Raw genomic sequence first — 17,783 nt, 5'->3', positions numbered from 1 at the left:
AAGTCTGTTGAACACCCCGTCCCGCGCCTCGGCTATTCCCCGCAGCGCGATTCGGGATTATGCCTGCCGGTCTTGAAGGGGCCTGACGAATGCGGATCGACCTGATCATCTTTGACTGCGACGGCGTGATCGCCGACAGTGAGATCCTGTCGGCCGAGGTGCTGATCGACCAGCTGGCGCAGCTTGGGATCGTCATTACGCTGGACGACGTCCGGCGCGATTTCCTGGGCCGCAGCTTCCCCACCGTCGCCGCCAGCATCCGCGACCGCTTCGCCCGCGCCCTGCCCGAGGGGTTCGAGGCGACCTATCGTGCCCGCCTGCTGGAGCGCTTCGCTGTGGACCTGACGCCGACGCCCCGCATCGGAGAGGTGCTGACGGCGCTGACCCGGCCGGTCTGCGTGGCGACCTCGTCCAGCGCGCCGCGCGTGGCCCGGACCCTGCAGCTGCTGGGGCTGACCGAACGGTTTGGCCCGCATGTCTTCACGGCCAGTCAGGTGGCACGTGGCAAGCCCGCGCCCGACCTGTTTCTGCTGGCCGCCGACCGGATGGGCTGTGACCCCGCTCACGCGCTGGTTATCGAGGACAGTGTACCCGGATTGCAGGCCGCTCGCGCCGCAGGGATGCGCGCGCTGCACTATGCCGGCGGCGCCCATCTGGCGGGCCAGCCCGCCCCCGACGGCGCCCGCAGCTTTGCCGACTGGCGCGACTTCCTAGGCCTTCTGGCCTCGGTCGAGGGGGCCCCGGCATGAGCCAGAATCGCTTCACCCCGGAATCGACGCGGCTGGACGATGCCGCCCGCGCCGGGTGGCTCTATTACGTCGCGGGCAACACGCAGGACGAGATCGCGCGCAAGATGGGCGTCAGTCGCCAGACGGCGCAGCGCCTGGTCGCGATGGCCCTGTCCGAACGCCTGGTCAAGGTCCGGCTGGATCATCCCATCGGCCGCTGCATGGACCTGGCGGCCGCGCTGCGCGACCGTTTCGACCTCGGCATCTGCGAGGTTGCGCCCTCGGACCCCGAGGCGCCGGATCTTCTGACCGGAATCGCCATCGCCGCCGCGGCCGAGCTGGAGCGCGTGTTGAAATCGCCCGAGCGCAGGATCGTCAGCCTGGGCACCGGCCGCAACCTTCGCGCCATGGTCGAGCAGCTGCCGATCATGTCCTGCCCGCAGCACGTCGTCGTGTCCCGGCTTGGCAACATGATGGCCGACGGCTCGGCCACGCCCTACAACGCCACGATCCGCCTGGCCGAGCGGATCGGCGCGCCGCATTTCCCTTATCCCCTGCCCGTCCTGGCAAGCAGCACGCAAGAGCTGTCCGCGATGCAGCAGCAGCAGGCCGCGCGGAACACCATTGACCTCTGCGCGCGGGCCGACCTGTCGCTGGTCGGCATCGGCCAGATGGACCTGACCGCGCCCCTGCATGTCGACGGCTTCCTGTCCCGCGCCGAGATGGACGAACTGTCCGGGGCCGGCGCCGTGGGCGAGATCACCAGCTGGGTCTATGACCAACACGGCCACATCATCGATTGTGCCTTCAACCGCCGCGTCGCATCCGCCCCCCTGCCCCATTCCTCGGAACGGCCGATGGTCGCGGTCGCCTCGGGCCTTGCCAAGCTGCCGGCGATTCGCGCAGCATTGGCGGGACGGCTGATCAACGGCCTGATCACCTCCGAAGCCATGGCCGAGCGTCTGCTGAGCTGAAACTCCCGCTTTCGCCGTTCATTTGGTGCGAATGGCAAAGGGGGTTCCGGGGATGTTGACAGACTTGCAATGTCAGGCGAATATATGCCCATCGGAGGGGCAATTGCCCAACCGGCAAGGGAGGACACCATGAACTCGACTTTCCGCGCCCTTCTGGGCGCTACGGCCCTGTGCGCAGTGGGCGGCGCGGCTGCCGCGCAGGACCCCGTGACGCTGACGATCGCCACCGTGAACAACGGCGACATGATCCGCATGCAGTCGCTGACTCAGGATTTCACCGAAAAGAACCCGGACATCACGCTGGAATGGGTCACGCTCGAGGAGAACATCCTGCGCGAGCGCGTGACGACCGACATCGCCACGAATGGCGGTCAGTACGACGTCCTGACCATCGGCACCTACGAGGTTCCGATCTGGGCGCGCCAGGACTGGCTGACCCCGCTGGACGACCTGCCCGCGGAATACGACGTCGATGACCTTGTCCCCGCTGTCCGCGAGGCGCTGTCGGTGGACGGCACGCTCTATGCCGCGCCGTTCTATGCCGAATCGGCGATGGTGATGTACCGCACCGACCTGGCCGAGGCCGCAGGCGTCACCATTCCCGACAACCCGACCTGGACCGATATCAAGACCGCCGCCGAGGCGATGACCGACAAGGACAACGAGGTCTATGGCATCTGCCTGCGCGGCAAGCCGGGCTGGGGTGAAAACATGGCGTTCCTGACCGCCATGGCCAACAGCTATGGCGCGCGCTGGTTCGACGCCGATTGGGCGCCCCAGTTCGACAGCCCCGAATGGCAGGAAACGCTGACCGACTACCTGACGCTGATGAACGAATACGGGCCTCCGGGCGCGTCGTCCAACGGCTTCAACGAGAACCTGTCGCTGTTCCAGCAGGGCAAGTGCGGCATGTGGATCGACGCCACCGTCGCCGCCAGCTTCGTGACCGACCCCGAGGACTCAACTGTCGCCGACAGCGTGGGTTTTGCGCAGTTCCCCAACAAGGAAGGCGTCGACAACCACGGCAACTGGCTCTGGGCCTGGAACCTGGCGATCCCGGCCTCCAGCCAGAAGCAGGACGCCGCCAAGACCTTCGTGGCATGGGCGACCAGCAAGGAATACACCAACATGGTGGCCGAGGCCGAAGGCTGGCGCGCCGCACCTCCGGGCACGCGGACCTCGCTCTACGAGAACCCCGAATACCAGGAGGCCGCGCCCTTTGCCGCGATGACGCTGGAAGCGATCAATTCGGCCGATACGCAGAAGGCCTCGGTCCAGGACATCCCGTACACTGGCGGCCAATTCGTCGCGATCCCCGAATTCCAGGGCATCGGCACGATGGTCGGGCAGACCTTCTCGGCCGCGCTGGCGGGTCAGACGTCGGCGGATGATGCGCTGGCCGCAGCGCAATCCGCGACGGCACGCGAAATGGCCCGGGCGGGCTATCCTAAGTAAGCGGTTCCGCGCCGTCCCGGTTCGGGGCGGCGCACCTCCCCATCGCAAGGACGCAAGCCATGGCCACCCGCCAGACCGCAAGTCTTGCGCGCCTGATGCGCGCACCCGCAATCATCCTGCTGCTGATCTGGATGATCGTCCCGCTGGGGATGACGCTGTATTATTCGTTCCTGAACTACAACCTGCTGAACCCGGCGGGCACAAGCTGGGCGGGCTGGTTCAACTATCGCTATTTCTATACGGATCCGGCTTTCTTCGACGCGATCCGCAATACGCTGGTGCTGGTGCTGGGCGTCCTGGTCATCACGGTCGTGGGCGGCATCGCCATCGCGCTGCTGATCGACAAGCCGATCTGGGGACAGGGGATCGTCCGGATCCTGATCATCTCGCCGTTCTTCGTCATGCCGCCGGTCGCGGCGCTGATCTGGAAGAACATGATCATGCACCCCTCCTATGGCGTCTTCGCCGACATCGCGAAGTTCTTCGGCGCGCAGCCGGTGGACTGGTTCGCGCAGTTCCCGCTGACCTCGATCATCATCATCGTGGCCTGGCAATGGCTGCCCTTCGCCACGCTGATCCTGCTGACCGCGCTGCAATCGCTGGACGGCGAACAGATGGAAGCGGCCGAGATGGACGGCGCCGGCGCGTTGTCGCGCTTCATCCACCTGACGCTGCCGCACATGGCCCGCGCCATCACCGTGGTGATCCTGATCCAGACGATCTTCCTTCTGGGCATCTATGCCGAGATCCTGGTGACGACCAACGGCGGTCCAGGAAATGCCTCGACCAACCTGACCTACCTGATCTATCGCGCCGCACGGCTGAACTTCGACATCGGCGGTGCCGCCGCCGGGGGGATCATCGCGGTGATCCTGGCCAACCTGGTCGCCATCTTCCTGATGCGCGCCGTCGGCAAGAACCTGGATTGAGGAGCATCACATGGCCCGCGCCGTCTCATCCCGCGCCAAGGTCGGCTATACCGTCGCCGCCTGGATCGTCGCCCTGCTGATCTTCTTCCCGATCCTCTACACGATCATCACCAGCCTGAAATCGGAACAGGAGGCCATTGCAGGCTTTGACCTGATCCCGTCCTTCACGCTGGAAAGCTTTCGCGCCGTCCAGACCCAGAACGACTATTGGAAGCCCTTCACCAACTCGGTGATCCTGTCGATCGGCTCCACGTTGCTGGCGCTGGTCGTGGCGATCCCCGCGGCCTGGGCGATGGCGTTCTCGCCCACCAAGCGGACCAAGGACATTCTGATGTGGATGCTGTCCACAAAGATGATGCCCGCCGTGGCGGTGCTGGTGCCGATCTACCTGATCTTCCTGCGCACCGGCCTGATGGACACGCGGATCGGCCTGACGGTCATGCTGATGCTGATCAACCTGCCGATCGTGGTCTGGATGCTCTATACCTACTTCCGAGAGATCCCCGGCGAGATCCTGGAGGCCGCGCGCATGGACGGCGCGACCCTGCGGGACGAGATCATCCATGTCCTGACGCCGATGGCGATCCCGGGCATCGCCTCGACGCTGCTCTTGAACGTCATCCTGGCCTGGAACGAGGCGTTCTGGACGATCCAGCTGACGACAACCAACGCGGCGCCGCTGTCCGCCTTCATCGCCAGCTTCTCAAGCCCGCAGGGGCTGTTCTGGGCCAAGCTGTCGGCGGCGTCCGTCCTGGCCATCGCGCCGATCCTGATCCTGGGCTGGTTCAGCCAGAAACAACTTGTCCGCGGCCTGACCTTCGGCGCGGTGAAATAAGGGGACGACCATGGGACGCATCACCCTGGAAAACGTGACCAAGCGGTTCGGAGATGTCGAGGTCATCCCGCCCCTGAACCTGGACATCAACGACGGCGAATTCGTCGTCTTCGTCGGCCCCTCGGGCTGCGGCAAATCGACCCTGCTGCGCCTGATCGCGGGGCTGGAGGACACATCCGGCGGGCGCATCCTGATCGACGGGCAGGACGCCACCGCGACGCCCCCCGCCAAGCGCGGCCTTGCGATGGTGTTCCAGTCCTACGCCCTTTATCCGCACATGTCGGTCAGAAAGAACATCGCCTTCCCGATGCGCATGGCGGGGGTGCCGCAGGACGAACAGGACCGCCGGATCGAGGCCGCGGCCAAGGCCCTGAACCTGACGAACTACCTGGACCGCAAGCCGGGGCAGCTGTCGGGCGGCCAGCGCCAGCGCGTCGCCATCGGCCGCGCCATCGTGCGCGAGCCTTCCGCGTTCCTTTTCGACGAACCGCTGTCGAACCTCGACGCCGCCCTGCGCGTCGGCATGCGGCTGGAGATCAGCGAGCTGCACAACCGCCTGGACACCACGATGATCTATGTCACGCACGACCAGGTCGAGGCGATGACCATGGCCGACAAGATCGTCGTCCTGCAGGCCGGCCGGATCGAGCAGGTCGGCAGCCCGATGGAGCTTTATCGCGCGCCGAAGAACCTGTTCGTCGCGGGCTTCATCGGGTCCCCGAAGATGAACCTGATCGAGGGCCCCACCGCGGCCGAATTCGGCGCCACCACCATCGGCGTTCGTCCCGAACACATCGCCGTTTCGGGGACCGAGGGCAGGTGGAAGGGCCGCATCGGCGTCAGCGAGCACCTGGGCAGCGACACGTTCTTCTATGTCGAGGACACGGGCCTGGCCGAAACGATCACCGTCCGCGCCGGCGGAAACATTGACCTGCACCACGGCGACACGGTCTGGCTGACCCCGGACATCGCCGAGATGCACCGCTTCGACGCGCGCGGCGACCGGATCGCCTGATCCGTCCACCGCTGCCCGATAGACCCTGCCCCGCGCCAGACACGCGCCGGTGGCGCCCTGACAAGAGGTCCGGCCATGGCCACCCCCCTGACGCAAGCCGCCCTGCCCCATCTGTCCGACGAGGTCGCCCGCCCCGGCTATGACCGCGCCGCGCTGACCCGCGGCATACTGCATGTGGGCGTCGGCAACTTTCACCGCGCGCACCTGGCCTGGTATCTCGACCGGCTGTTCCAGTCGGGCCAAGGCCATGACTGGGCGCTGGTCGGCGCCGGCGTGCGCCCGGGCGATGCGGCGATGCGTGACCGCCTGCGGGCGCAAGACTGGCTGACGACGCTGGTCGAACTTGACCCCGAGGGCCTGTCGGCGCGGGTGTTGGGGTCCATGATCGACTTCGTGGACGTGGATCCGGCCGCAACGATCGCGGCCATGGCCGATCCGGCGATCCGCATCGTCTCGCTGACCATCACCGAGGGCGGATACTATGTCGACGCCAAGACGGACGACTTCGATGCCACGCATCCCGATATGGTCCATGACGCCGAACATCCGGACGATCCGCGTAGCGTCTTCGGGATGATCCTTGCGGCGCTGCGGGCGCGGCGGGCCGCGGGCGTGCCGCCCGTCACGGTCCTGTCCTGCGACAACCTGCCCGAAAACGGCCATGTCTGCGCCCGCACGGTAGTCGGCCTGGCGCGGCTGTCCGATCCGGCATTTGCCGACTGGATCACCGCCAACGTGGCCTTCCCCTGCGGCATGGTCGACTGCATCACGCCAGCGACCTCGGACCGCGAGCGCGCGCTGGTGCGTGACCGCTTCGGGATCAGCGACGCGGCCCCGGTCGTCTGCGAACCGTTCCGGCAATGGGTGCTGGAGGACCGCTTTCCCCAAGGCCGCCCCGCGATGGAAACCGTCGGCGTCGAGTTCGTCGAGGACGTGACCCGTCACGAGCTGATGAAGCTGCGCATCCTGAACGGCGGGCATGCGGCCATCGCCTATGCCTCGGCACTGCTGGGGCATCACTTCGTGCATGACGCGATGGCTGACGACCAGATCGCCGCTTGGCTACGGGCGCTGGAAACGCGAGAGATCATTCCGACGCTGCAGCCGATCCCCGGCGTCAGCTACGACGAGTACCTGGGCCTGATCGTGTCTCGCTTTTCAAACCCGCAGATCGGCGACACGATCCCGCGGCTGTGCCTCGACGGGTCGAACCGCCAGCCCAAGTTCATCCTGCCGACGCTGCGCGACCGTCTGGCGGCCGGCGCGCCGATCGACGGGCTGGCGCTGGAGCTTGCACTCTGGTGCCGCTATTGCGAGGGCACAACCGAGGCCGGAGAGGCGATGGCGCCGAACGACGACAGCCATGCTGTCCTCAAAGCGCATGCCCAGGCCGCGCGTGATAATCCTCAGGCGTTCCTGGACAACCGCGCTGTCTTCGGCGACCTCGGCGACAACGCGACGCTGGTGACTGCCTTTGCCGCCGCGCTGGCAAGCCTGCATCGGGACGGCGTCCGTGCGATGCTGGCGCGCTATATCGGCTGACGCCGGCCGCGGTCAGGGCCGAAGCAGGATCATGGCGATGGCGACCACGATGACCAGGACGACCGGGATGGCGATGGTCCCAAGGGCCAGCCGTGCCCCCGTCTTCTGCGTAGTGCGATAATAGTCCATGTCGCTCGGCGCGCCGGTCTCTCCGGCCGAGCGGTCGATGCCCGCCTCGCCGACCTGCGCCTGACCAGGTGTGATAGGGTCGCCGCTGGACGGATCGACCGGCCCATGGCTGCCATGGACCTGCGGGGTTTCGTGGGTTGCACCGTCGGATGGACGTGGGTCGTTGGTTGTCATTGGTCTGCCCCTTCTGCGGCCGATGCCGTGGCGCGTTCAACATGGCAGCACGCGCTTTGTTCCGCGCAACCAATGGCCCCGGCGCCCGATCGGGGCCCGGGACCGTCGTGACCTATTCGGTAGGAGTCCGCTTGGCCCGCGGTTTGGTTGCGCGGGGCTTCGTCGCCGCGGCCCGCTTCCTGGGCGCAGCCGATTTGGCAGCCGTCTGTTCCTCGGCCGGAGGCGTCGCATCAAGATCGCCCGACGCCATGTCCGACCGTTCCGCCGCGATCAGGTCGTCGGTCTCTACGGGATTGTCGATCGAGGTTACGCCGGCTTCCTCGGCCGGAACCTCTGTCCCGTCAACGTCGGCACCGGCATCGCGGAGCGTCACCGCGCCCTGCGGGCCTTCGGCGACTTCCTCGTCGCTGATCTCGGCCTCGGCACGCATCCAGTGCTCGGACTCGCGGCCCTCTGGGCAGCCCTCGCTTTCCCAGATCTCGTGCGCGCGGGCCCTGATGCGTTCATTCCTGTCCATGTCGTCCTCCATCTCTTTCGGCGCGCCCGGAACCGGGACCGCCTATGATTGTTCCTGCGGCGCCTTCACCAGGGCCACCACGCTCTGCCACGCCAGGGGAAGCGTGCCTTCCACCGGCTCGTCACAGGCCACGACGGCTTCGGCCGTGTCGATCCGCCGCCGCCACGTGCCCTCGGGCAGGTCAAAGTCGATGTCGTCGCCGGCGTTCACGATGATCAGCACCTGCGGCATGTCGTCCGATTTCAGCATCAGCCCCAGGCAGCGCTGTTCGCCATCCGACCAGTCGCCTTCGCCCATGGCGTCGCCGCGCGGATGCAGCCACTGGCTGACCGGCTGACCCGGCTGCGCATCCTCGGGTCCTGCGGCAAAGCGCGAATGCGACAGGCCGATCTCGGCCCTGAAGGCGGCAAGCGCCTGGACGGCGTCGCGCACATCGGCGCGGCCGGCGTCCCAGTTCAGCCAGCTGATCTCGTTGTCCTGACAATAGGCGTTGTTGTTGCCACCCTGACTGTGGCCCAGCTCGTCGCCCGCCAGGATCATCGGCACGCCCTGCGACAGAAACACCGTTGCCAGCATCCCGCGGACCCGGCGCAGGCGGGCGGTGTCGACCGCCTCGTCCTCGCTCGGGCCCTCGGTGCCCATGTTGTCCGAGATGTTGTGGTCGTGGCCGTCGCGGTTGTCCTCGCCATTGGCCTCGTTGTGCTTGTCGTTATAGCTGACGGTGTCCCACAGCGTGAAACCGTCATGCGCCGCCACGAAGTTCACCGATGACGTCGCCGGTCGCTCGCTGTGGTTGAACTGCACGGGTGAGCCATAGAGCCGTTCCGAGATCGGCCCAAGCATCCCCGGATCGCGCCGCCAGAAGGCGCGCGTGTCGTCGCGGAACTTGTCGTTCCATTCGCGGAACGGCCAGCGATAGCCGCCGACCTGATAGCCGCCGTCGCCCACGTCCCAAGGTTCGGCGATCAGCTTGATGCCCGACAGGATGGGGTCTTGGCGGATGGCGTTGAAAAAGCTGCCGTCGCGCTCGAAGCCCTCCGCCTCGCGGCCGAGGGTCGAGGCGAGGTCGAAGCGGAAGCCGTCGACATGCATCACCTGCACCCAGTACCGCAAGCTGTCCATCACCATCCGCAGCACCATCGGATGGGCGACATTCAGCGTGTTGCCGGTGCCGGTCGTGTCGAAGCTGTGGCGCTTGTCTTCAGCCAGCAGGTAATAGGACGCGTTGTCGATGCCGCGGAAGGACAAGGTCTGGCCCAATTCCGACCCCTCGCAGGTGTGGTTGAAGACCACGTCCAGGATCACCTCGATCCCGGCCTTGTGGAAGCGGCGGATGGCTTCCTTGACCTCGCGGATCTGGCCGGACTTCAGATAGGGCGCATGGGGCGCAAAGAAGGACAGGGTCGAATAGCCCCAATAGTTCGACAGCCCCTTTTCGACCAGATAGCGGTCGTTGGCAAACGCGTGGATCGGCAGCAGCTCCAGCGTGGTGACGCCGATCTCGTTCAGGTGCTCGATGATCGGATCGGTGGCAAGGCCTTGAAACGTGCCGCGCAGGTCCTCGGGCACCTGAGGGTGGCGCTGCGTCAGGCCCCTCACGTGGCCTTCATAGATCACCGTCTCGTTCCAGCCGGTGCGCAGCGCGCGGTCGCTGTCCCAGTCGAAGTCCGAATCCACCACCACGCCCTTGGGCATGAAGGGCGCGCTGTCGCGTTCGTCGAAGCTCAGGTCATCCTCACCGATGGTATAGCCGTGCAGCGCATCATCCCAGATGATCTCTCCACGCAGCTCACGGGCATAGGGGTCCAGCAGCAGCTTGTTGTGGTTGAAGCGGTGGCCTTCGGTCGGCTCGTAGGGGCCGTGGACGCGATAGCCATAGACCTGCCCCGGCATGATGCCCGGCAGGTAGCCGAACCAGATGCCGCCCTCCATTTCGGGAAGCGGCAGTCGGTGAAGCTCCTGCTTGCCGGTGGAGTCGAACAGGCACAGTTCGACGCTGGTGGCATTTTCGGAATAAAGCGCGAAATTCGTCCCTTCTCCGAAGAACTCGGCCCCAAGAAGGTCGGATCGCCCCCCCGAGATGTCGAAGGCGGGAGGGCGGCTGGCGTCACGCATGAAGTCCTCGTCTGTTCAGGGAAAGCGTCGTTCGGGCCGGCGCAAGGGAAATCCGGCTGCGGCGATGGGCGGCACGGCGGTCCAGCATGGGCTGCGTGATCAGCACGGTACCACCAGGGCTGCGGGTGAACCAGCGGGCGTCTTCGTCGGCGTCCTCTCCGGTGGTCAGGCCGTCGGGGACACGCGCGCCTGCCGCGACGATGGTGCAGGAGAGCCGCGCCGAGGTGGGAACGATCGCGCCCGGCATAGCAATGCTGCCCCGGCCCAGGTGCCAGTCGGTCGCCGGGCAGGCCCGCGGCAGGCGCGCGGGCTGCCCCATGGCAAAGTCCAGCTGCGCCAGCCGAAGGGAATCCAGCGTCCCCACGTCGCGCCAATAACTTTCGCCGCAGGGACCGGAGGGCAGCTGCCAGACGGCCGCGACCCCCTGCGCCACGGCCGCGGGAATGACGTCGTGGCCGAAATCAAGCGCCTCGACCGGCATGTCGAACAGCGCAGTCTGCAGCCAAGCCTTCGAGAAGACGTAGATCCCCATGGACACCATGGCACGGTCGGGCCGGCCGATGATTGCAGGCGGCTGGCTTGGTTTTTCGAGGAAGGACAGGATGCGCCCCGACGCGTTGGCCTGCATGACGCCAAAGCCGCGTGCCTCGGCCAGTGGGACCACGTCCACCGCCACGGTGACCCCCGCGCCCTGTGCCTGGTGCGCGGCCAGAAGCGCACCGTAGTCCATGTCGTAGACATGGTCGGCGGCCAGGACCAGCACCTCGTCGCCGTCCATCTCCTGCATGTCCGCCCAGTTCTGCCGCACCGCATCAGCGGTTCCCAGGTATCGGCCCTGACCGTCGCGCAACTGCAGGCCACCACGGTCCAGGTGCCCCGACCAGCGCTTGGGCAGGTGGTCGTGCAGCGTTTCGGGCGCATACTGGGTGGCCACGACCATGCGCCGGATGCCCGACCGCACCGCATTCGCCATCGCAAAGTCGATGATCCGGTTCGCCCCCGCGAAATGCACCGCCGGCTTGCTGTCGGTGGCTGTCAGCTCGTGCAGCCGTGTGCCCTTGCCGCCCGCCAGCAGGATCGTCGCAAGATCCAGCGGGGGCGTCCTGGGGTGCTTTTCCCGGCTGTCGTCGAGGATGATCGGGCGGTTGTCAGGGTGGTGATGCTTGGCGGGCACGGCGACATCCTCGGGGGCTGAAGGTTGATCTGGGGCGGCGGATGATCGCGTGCCCGTTGATGAACCTCTCGGACGGGTTGTTGTTCCTTGTGACGTCAAAAGTTAACCGAAGGTCAGGCTGACGCGGCATCCGTCCGGCGCCGACCAGTCGAGCATGCGTGCGCCGTCGCCAGCAGGCGTGCCCGGCATCTCCAGCCGGGAGACCAGCTTCCGGTCGCCGTGACGCCGGATGATCGCGATGCCCGTCCCGTCCATCCGGGCCTCCGCCGTCGCCTCGGCAAGGAACGTCCGCTGTTCCTTGCGCAGGGCCAGAAGCGTCGAGGTCCAGTGCGCCTTGCGCGCGCTTTCGTTGGGGATTTCCGGATCTTCGTGCAGGCGTTTCAGGGCCGCCCAATCGACGGGCCGGCGGTTGTCCGGGTCGGTCAGCGCCAGGAACAGCGCGTCCGTGGCACGATAGATGTCCGGAAAGCCCGGCATCACCATCTTGAACAGCAACTGCGCCAAGATCAGCGCGTCGCCCCGCGCCAACAGGCGCGACAGCGCCTGCGGCTTGTCCGACCACTGCTCCAGCAGGGCGGCGGCGAAGGATGCCGCGGCCTCCTCGGACGCGGTGTCGGGGCGTGTCCAGAAGCTTGTCTCCTTGGCTTCTCTCATGGCCTTCTGCAGATGCGCGCCAAGCCGCTCGGCAGCGTCCGGGGCGCCGAAAAGGCCAAGGGCGCATTGTGCGACATACCAGCGCCAGCGCGGATCGACCGCCCCAGCCTGCGGAAGGTCGCCGGCGGCCTGCCATAGCGCCTGGAAATCCTCGGGCAGATGGCTGATCGCCACCATCCGCATCCGCGCATCCTCGGACCGCTTGGTGTCGTGCGACGATGTCAGGATCATGTCGGACGGACGCCCCCGAGACAGCATGGCGGTCGCGTCATGCGCCGAGATACAGGGCTCGTCAGGCTCGGCCCCCACCTCGTTGGCGGGAAGGTAGCGGGTCCAGCGGAAGCCTGCGGTATCTTCTTGCGACTTGGCCAGAAGGGCGCCGGTCACCTGCTGAAGCCGTGTCACCAAGGCCTGTTCCGATCGCGACTGAGGGTCCGCCCAGATCTTTGCCAGCAGCCGGAGAACGGCGTCGGACCGCAAACCCTGTGCAGCCTCGTCGGTGATCTTGGAAATCAGCTGCCGATCCTCGGGCCTGGCATCACCGCCCTCCACATAGGTGCGATAGCGCGGCATCGCCACCAGAAGACGGGTCACCGCCTCGCGCAGCGTCTCGGGGCCCGCCTCGGCCTCGGCCCGGCCGTCCAGCGCGGCGGTGGCCAGCTGCACCAGCTGAATACGCTCTGCCGCCAACTCGTGGTCCAGGACCTCGCGCTTCGATTGCGCCAGCACCTCGCGGAAAGACGATCGGTCACCCGTCGCGTCGCGCCAGACCGTATCCAGCCGCGCGATCCCTTCGGAGGGCGTCAGCATCCGCGCGATCAGGCGCGCGGCCTCGTACCCGGTCGTGCCGACGGTGGCCCAGTTCTGCGGCAGGACCTCGTCGCCGACGAGGATCTTCTCGACCCAGACCGGCGTGTCAGGCAGGCGGTCGGCCAGTCGGCGCAGATAGGTCTCGGGGTCGGCCAGTCCGTCAATGTGATCCACGCGCAGCCCGTGCACCTGTCCCGACCGCACCAGGTCGAGGATCAGCGCATGGGTGTCGTCGAGGACGCGCTCGTCCTCGACCCGCATGCCGATCAGGCCGGTCACGTTGAAGAAGCGCCGATGGGTGATGCTGTCGCGTTCCTTTTCATAATGGACCAGCCGCCAGTGCTGCGCCTGGTGCAGCATGTCCAGGTCGTCGGTCGTGGCACTGCCCGGTGCCAGGGGGATCGCCATGTCGCCCACCATCCAGTCGTCGCCCATGACCCGGAACGCGCCATCCTTCAGCATCTTGCGGAACGGCTCGGCCAGGAAGGGCAGGACCAGCGGCCCGGCGTGCCAGTCGATGTCGAAATGCCGTGCATAGCGGCTGGCATGACCATGGCGCAGCACGTCGGCCAGCCACGGGTTCTGCGGCGTGAAGGCCGTGTGGTTCGGAACAATGTCCAGGATGATGCCCAGGCCACGTTCGGCCGCGGCCGCGGCCAGTCGGTCAAAGCCTTCGCGGCCGCCAAGCGCGGGATCTACCTCTGTGGGGTCGGTCACGTCATATCCGTGGGTGGATCCCGGCGTCGCCGTGAAGATCGGCGACAGGTAGAGGTGAGAGATGCCCAGGCTGACCAGCTGGTCCAGCCGCTGCTGCACCTCGGTAAAGTCGAACCCTTCCCGCAACTGGATGCGACAGGTGGCGGTCGGAAACTGCATGCTCATGCAAGGGCCTTCACGGTCAGGGAAAACGGCTCGTCGGGGCGGCCGAATTGCAGGTTGGGATCCAGAAGGGGTTGCGGGTCCGGCTGGCCCAAGGCCAGCGACAGCGCCAGCCCACCGTCGTTGAAGCGCCAGGTGGCGCGGATCAGCCGCGGCTTGGGTCGCGTCACGTCCGACGACAGAAGCCCGCTCTTCAGCAGCGGCACGACATGGCGGTTGCGGAACGCCAGGGCGCGGCGGGTCAGGCCAAGCCACGACTGCGCCGGCGCGTCTTCCCGCCAGCCCAGCTTCGAGCGCTGGAAGGTCTTTGGCGACAGCGGGTCGGGAACGGCATCGCCAAGCGCCGCGATGCCCGCGAATTCGGCCGCGCGCCCCTTGCGGACAGCCTCGGCCAGATCGCCGGTGAAGTCGGCGAAGAACTGGAACGGGTTCGACTCGCCACGTTCTTCGCCCATGAAGACCATCGGGATATAAGGCGACACCAGCAGCAGCGCATGCATGACCGCGACGGCCTGAGGGTCGGCCAGCGTCAGCAGCCGGTCGCCATGGGCGCGGTTGCCGACCTGATCATGCGTCTGCGTCGCGTTGACGAAGGCGGTCGGCGGAAGGTGCCCCGAAGGTGCGCCGCGACGTTCTGCGCTGGCGCGGGGCTGGCCTTGCTCGATGTGCCCGCGCGACAGTGCCAGGGCCAGGTCTGCGATCGGATCGACGGCGAAGTTGGCGTAATAGCTGTCGGACTCGCCAGTCAACGCGACATGAACGGCATGGTGGAAGTCGTCGTTCCAGCTGGCGTCATAGCCCATGTCTTCACGCAAGTCGGGAATGTTGCGCTCGTCTTCCGTGACCAGGTGGCGGCGGGGCGACAGGTCGTGCACCGACGCTGCCAGTTCGCGCATGAAGCCGTCCGCCCCCGGACCCGAGATCTGGTGCACGGCATCCAGCCGCAGCCCGTCCATGCGGTAATCCACCAGCCAGTGCCGCGCGCACGAGATCCAGTAGTCCCGTACCGCGTTGCGCGAAAAGTCGATCGACGCCCCCCAAGGGGTCTGGCGGTCGGCGTTGAAGAAATCGGGCGAGGAATGGTGCAGCCAGGCGCCGTCCGGCCCGAAATGGTTCATCACGAGGTCGAGGATGACCATGAGCCCGGCGTGGTGCGCGGCATCGACAAGGGCCTTCAGGTCGTCGGGCGTCCCGTAGGCCGGGTGCGGTGCAAAGGGCAGCACCCCGTCATAGCCCCAGCCCCGCTGGCCCGGAAACTGGCCCAGGGGCATCAGCTCGACGGCGGTGAAGCCGAGATCCGCCAGATAGGACATGCGTTCCGCCGCCGCCCTGAACGTGCCGTCCGGGGTGAAGCAGCCGACATGCAACTCATAGATCGACGCCTCGGGCCAGGGGCGGCCCTGCCAGTCTGCCTTCCAGTCGAACATGTCGCGACCGGTGACGACCGAGGGGCCGTGGACGCCGCCCGACTGCAGGCGGCTGGCGGGGTCGGGCATGTCCTGCCCGTCGATGCGGAACATGTAGGTGTCGCCCGGCCGCGCAGGCGCAAGACGCGTCCAGGTGCCCTCTGCCGCTTGCTCCATGGGCTGGGGCTGGCCGTTCAGGATCAGTTCGACTCCGGATGCCTGCGGTGCCCACAGCCGAAAGGTGCTGTCGCCCTCACCCGGAACGGTGCCCCAGAAGCCGTGCGTCATCGATGGTCTCTCCTGCAAACTGCAGGTTCAATGACGGCGGGGCCGGGCGCGTTCCACGTGCCGCGCAAAAAGCTGTCGCGGGCGCAGGTGGGGGCGTTCAGGCGTCTGCGGAAGGGCGCGGACCCACGAAGATCCGCTGGCCATCGGGCGTGATGGCCCACACGCCATCTCTGCTCAGTTCGACGGTCAGCGGGTCGTCCTCGGCCGTGGCCTCGAAGACGACGATCAGGTTGCGCAGCATTTTCATCGTGAACGGGACGCGAACGGTAGGGAAACATTCGCCGGGTGGAGTCCCCCCCGAGGTTTGAGTCATCGGATACCTCTTGACGCGGGCGTGAACTCTGAACGCCCGAAGCTTAGCAACAAGGGCAGGTTATCGCCATAGCCCTGCGTCGGTTCAGGTCTCGATGCGCGCAACTCCGCTTCCGGTTGTAACGGATGCGCCTTCCGGCTGAAGGTGCGCCAGACGGCCCGCCATCGGGGCGGTGACAGCGGTTTCCATCTTCATCGCCTCGATCACGGCGATGACCTGGCCGGCCTCGACCTGCGCGCCATCTGCGGCCTTCCACAGCGACAACGTCCCCGACACGACGGCCGAAACGATTTCAGGATCGGCCTTGGGCGGGTCCTGCTGCTGCGTTCTCGCGGGTGCCGCTGTCATAAGGCCGGGGGGCAGCGCCAGCATGTGCCGCCGTCCGTCGATCTCGATGGCCAGGCGCAGCATCGGCGGATCGTCGGCGGGTGTCACCCGCGCCGCCGGTGCGACGGCCGTGGCCATGCGGTCGGCGAAGTCGGTCTCGATCCAGCGCGTATGAACGGCGAACCCGTCCGTGGCCCGAAACTCTGGCGCGGTCAGCACTGTCCGGTGGAACGGCAGCGTCGAGGCGACGCCGTCGATCCTGAACTCGGCCAGCGCACGCGCCGCCCGGTTCAGCGCCGTCTGGCGGTCCGGTCCCCAGACGATCAGCTTGGCCATCATCGAATCGAATTGCGGCGGCACGGCATCCCCCTGCTCGACGCCGCTGTCGAGGCGGATGCCGATCCCGCCGGGCGGCTGCCACAGCGTGACCGGTCCCGGCGTCGGCAGAAAGCCGCGGCCTGGATCCTCGGCATTGATGCGGAACTCGATGGCGTGGCCCCGCGGCTGGGGCATGCGGTCATCGACCAGCCGCGCCCCGCGCGCCACGCTGATCTGGGCGCGCACGATATCGATGCCGGTGGTCTCCTCGGTCACGGGATGTTCGACCTGCAGGCGCGTGTTCACCTCGAGGAAAGAGATCGTCCCGCTTTCCGACATCAGGAACTCGACCGTTCCGGCGCCGCTATAGGCCGCACGGGCGCAGATGTCGCGGGCGGCGCCGGTGATGCGGTCCTGCTGATCGGGCGTCAGGAAGGGTGCGGGCGCTTCCTCGATCAGTTTTTGGTTGCGACGCTGCAGGGAACAGTCGCGGGTGCCCAGCACCTTGACCGTACCATGGCGGTCGGCCAGCACCTGCACCTCGACATGCCGGGGGCGGTCGAGGAACTGCTCCAGATAGCATTCGCCGCGTCCGAAGGCGGCCACGGCTTCGCGCGTGGCGCTTGCAAACAGCTCCTCGACCTCGTCGAGATCCCAGGCAACCTTCATCCCACGACCGCCGCCACCGAAGGCCGCCTTGATGGCGACGGGAAGGCCGTGGTCGCGCGCGAACGCCAGTGCCTCGGCCGCGCTGGCGACGGGTCCGGGGGTGCCCGCGACAAGCGGTGCCCCCACCTGCCGCGCAAACTCGCGGGCGCGGATCTTGTCGCCAAGCGCGTCGATGGCGGCCGGATCGGGGCCGATCCAGGTCAGGCCGGCATCCTGCACAGCCCGCGCAAATCGGGCGCTTTCCGACAGGAAGCCATAGCCCGGATGGACCGCATCGGCATGCGACAGGCGGGCAACTTCCAGGATGCGCGCGGTGTTCAGGTAGGTCTCGGACGGACGGGTGCCGTCCAGCGGGAACGCCTCGTCGGCCAGTCGCACAAACGGGGCATCGCGGTCGGGATCGGCATAGACGGCAATTGCGGCAATGCCTTCGTCCCGGCAGGCGCGGATGATCCGCAGCGCGATTTCGCCCCGATTGGCGATCAGGACGCGGGACATGGGGCCAAGCGGCGTGTCGTCGAAGATCGTCATG

At 67.0% G+C, this 17,783-nt stretch carries 15 protein-coding genes; 7 read left to right on the top strand and 8 right to left on the bottom strand.

Features of this window, described 5'->3' with window-relative positions:
* Positions 1-89: 89 nt before the first annotated feature.
* From OC159_RS09470 to OC159_RS09440, 7 genes are all read left to right on the top strand, one after another.
* Entirely contained in the window at positions 90-749 is a 660-nt protein-coding gene (locus OC159_RS09470; protein ID WP_265500905.1) for an HAD family hydrolase, read from the top strand.
* Positions 746-1,702, top strand: coding sequence for a sugar-binding transcriptional regulator (locus tag OC159_RS09465; protein ID WP_265500904.1), 957 nt, complete (start codon positions 746-748; stop codon positions 1,700-1,702). The genes OC159_RS09470 and OC159_RS09465 overlap by 4 nt, the downstream gene beginning before the upstream one ends.
* A gap of 129 nt (positions 1,703-1,831) precedes the next feature.
* The gene (locus tag OC159_RS09460; RefSeq protein ID WP_265500903.1) at positions 1,832-3,157 is read left to right on the top strand and encodes an ABC transporter substrate-binding protein; all 1,326 of its coding nucleotides are present in this window, start codon (positions 1,832-1,834) and stop codon (positions 3,155-3,157) included.
* 59 nt (positions 3,158-3,216) lie between these two features.
* The gene (locus tag OC159_RS09455) at positions 3,217-4,086 is read left to right on the top strand and encodes a carbohydrate ABC transporter permease (protein ID WP_265500902.1); all 870 of its coding nucleotides are present in this window, start codon (positions 3,217-3,219) and stop codon (positions 4,084-4,086) included.
* A 10-nt stretch (positions 4,087-4,096) separates the two neighbouring features.
* The gene (locus OC159_RS09450; RefSeq protein ID WP_265500901.1) at positions 4,097-4,921 is read left to right on the top strand and encodes a carbohydrate ABC transporter permease; all 825 of its coding nucleotides are present in this window, start codon (positions 4,097-4,099) and stop codon (positions 4,919-4,921) included.
* A gap of 10 nt (positions 4,922-4,931) precedes the next feature.
* Entirely contained in the window at positions 4,932-5,936 is a 1,005-nt protein-coding gene (locus tag OC159_RS09445; protein WP_265500900.1) for an ABC transporter ATP-binding protein, read from the top strand.
* Positions 5,937-6,011: 75 nt separating this feature from the next.
* Positions 6,012-7,478 carry a mannitol dehydrogenase family protein gene (locus OC159_RS09440; RefSeq protein WP_265500899.1) on the top strand — a complete coding sequence of 489 codons (1,467 nt, stop codon included), beginning with the start codon at positions 6,012-6,014 and terminating at the stop codon, positions 7,476-7,478.
* A gap of 12 nt (positions 7,479-7,490) precedes the next feature.
* Here the strand turns inward: OC159_RS09440 and OC159_RS09435 are convergent, their stop codons facing one another.
* The 8 genes from OC159_RS09435 to OC159_RS09400 all read right to left on the bottom strand — a co-directional run bounded on the left by OC159_RS09435 (position 7,491) and on the right by OC159_RS09400 (position 17,782).
* Entirely contained in the window at positions 7,491-7,781 is a 291-nt protein-coding gene (locus OC159_RS09435) for a hypothetical protein (protein WP_265500898.1), read from the bottom strand.
* Between the two features lie 112 nt (positions 7,782-7,893).
* On the bottom strand, positions 7,894-8,298 hold the full coding sequence (locus OC159_RS09430) for a DUF2934 domain-containing protein (protein WP_265500897.1): 405 nt from the start codon (positions 8,296-8,298) through the stop codon (positions 7,894-7,896).
* 42 nt (positions 8,299-8,340) lie between these two features.
* Positions 8,341-10,413, bottom strand: a complete 2,073-nt coding sequence (gene glgX / locus OC159_RS09425) for a glycogen debranching protein GlgX (RefSeq protein ID WP_265500896.1) — start codon at positions 10,411-10,413, stop codon at positions 8,341-8,343.
* Positions 10,406-11,587, bottom strand: a complete 1,182-nt coding sequence (locus OC159_RS09420; protein WP_265500895.1) for a sugar phosphate nucleotidyltransferase — start codon at positions 11,585-11,587, stop codon at positions 10,406-10,408. The genes glgX and OC159_RS09420 overlap by 8 nt, the downstream gene beginning before the upstream one ends.
* A gap of 102 nt (positions 11,588-11,689) precedes the next feature.
* Positions 11,690-13,933, bottom strand: coding sequence for a malto-oligosyltrehalose synthase (treY, locus tag OC159_RS09415; protein WP_265500894.1), 2,244 nt, complete (start codon positions 13,931-13,933; stop codon positions 11,690-11,692).
* A complete protein-coding gene (treZ, locus tag OC159_RS09410) occupies positions 13,930-15,624 on the bottom strand; it encodes a malto-oligosyltrehalose trehalohydrolase (RefSeq protein WP_265500893.1) in 1,695 nt (564 codons plus the stop codon). The genes treY and treZ overlap by 4 nt, the downstream gene beginning before the upstream one ends.
* Before the next feature lie 97 nt (positions 15,625-15,721).
* A complete protein-coding gene (locus OC159_RS09405) occupies positions 15,722-15,871 on the bottom strand; it encodes a hypothetical protein (protein ID WP_265500892.1) in 150 nt (49 codons plus the stop codon).
* 150 nt (positions 15,872-16,021) lie between these two features.
* Entirely contained in the window at positions 16,022-17,782 is a 1,761-nt protein-coding gene (locus OC159_RS09400) for an acetyl/propionyl/methylcrotonyl-CoA carboxylase subunit alpha (protein WP_265500891.1), read from the bottom strand.
* Position 17,783: the final 1 nt, after the last annotated feature.

The sequence above is a fragment of the Paracoccus beibuensis genome (assembly GCF_026162625.1).
In the GTDB taxonomy this organism is placed as follows: Bacteria; Pseudomonadota; Alphaproteobacteria; order Rhodobacterales; family Rhodobacteraceae; genus Paracoccus; species Paracoccus beibuensis.
The sequence above is the reverse complement of the archived record's forward strand: the minus strand, read 5'-3'. Positions and strand labels throughout refer to the sequence as shown.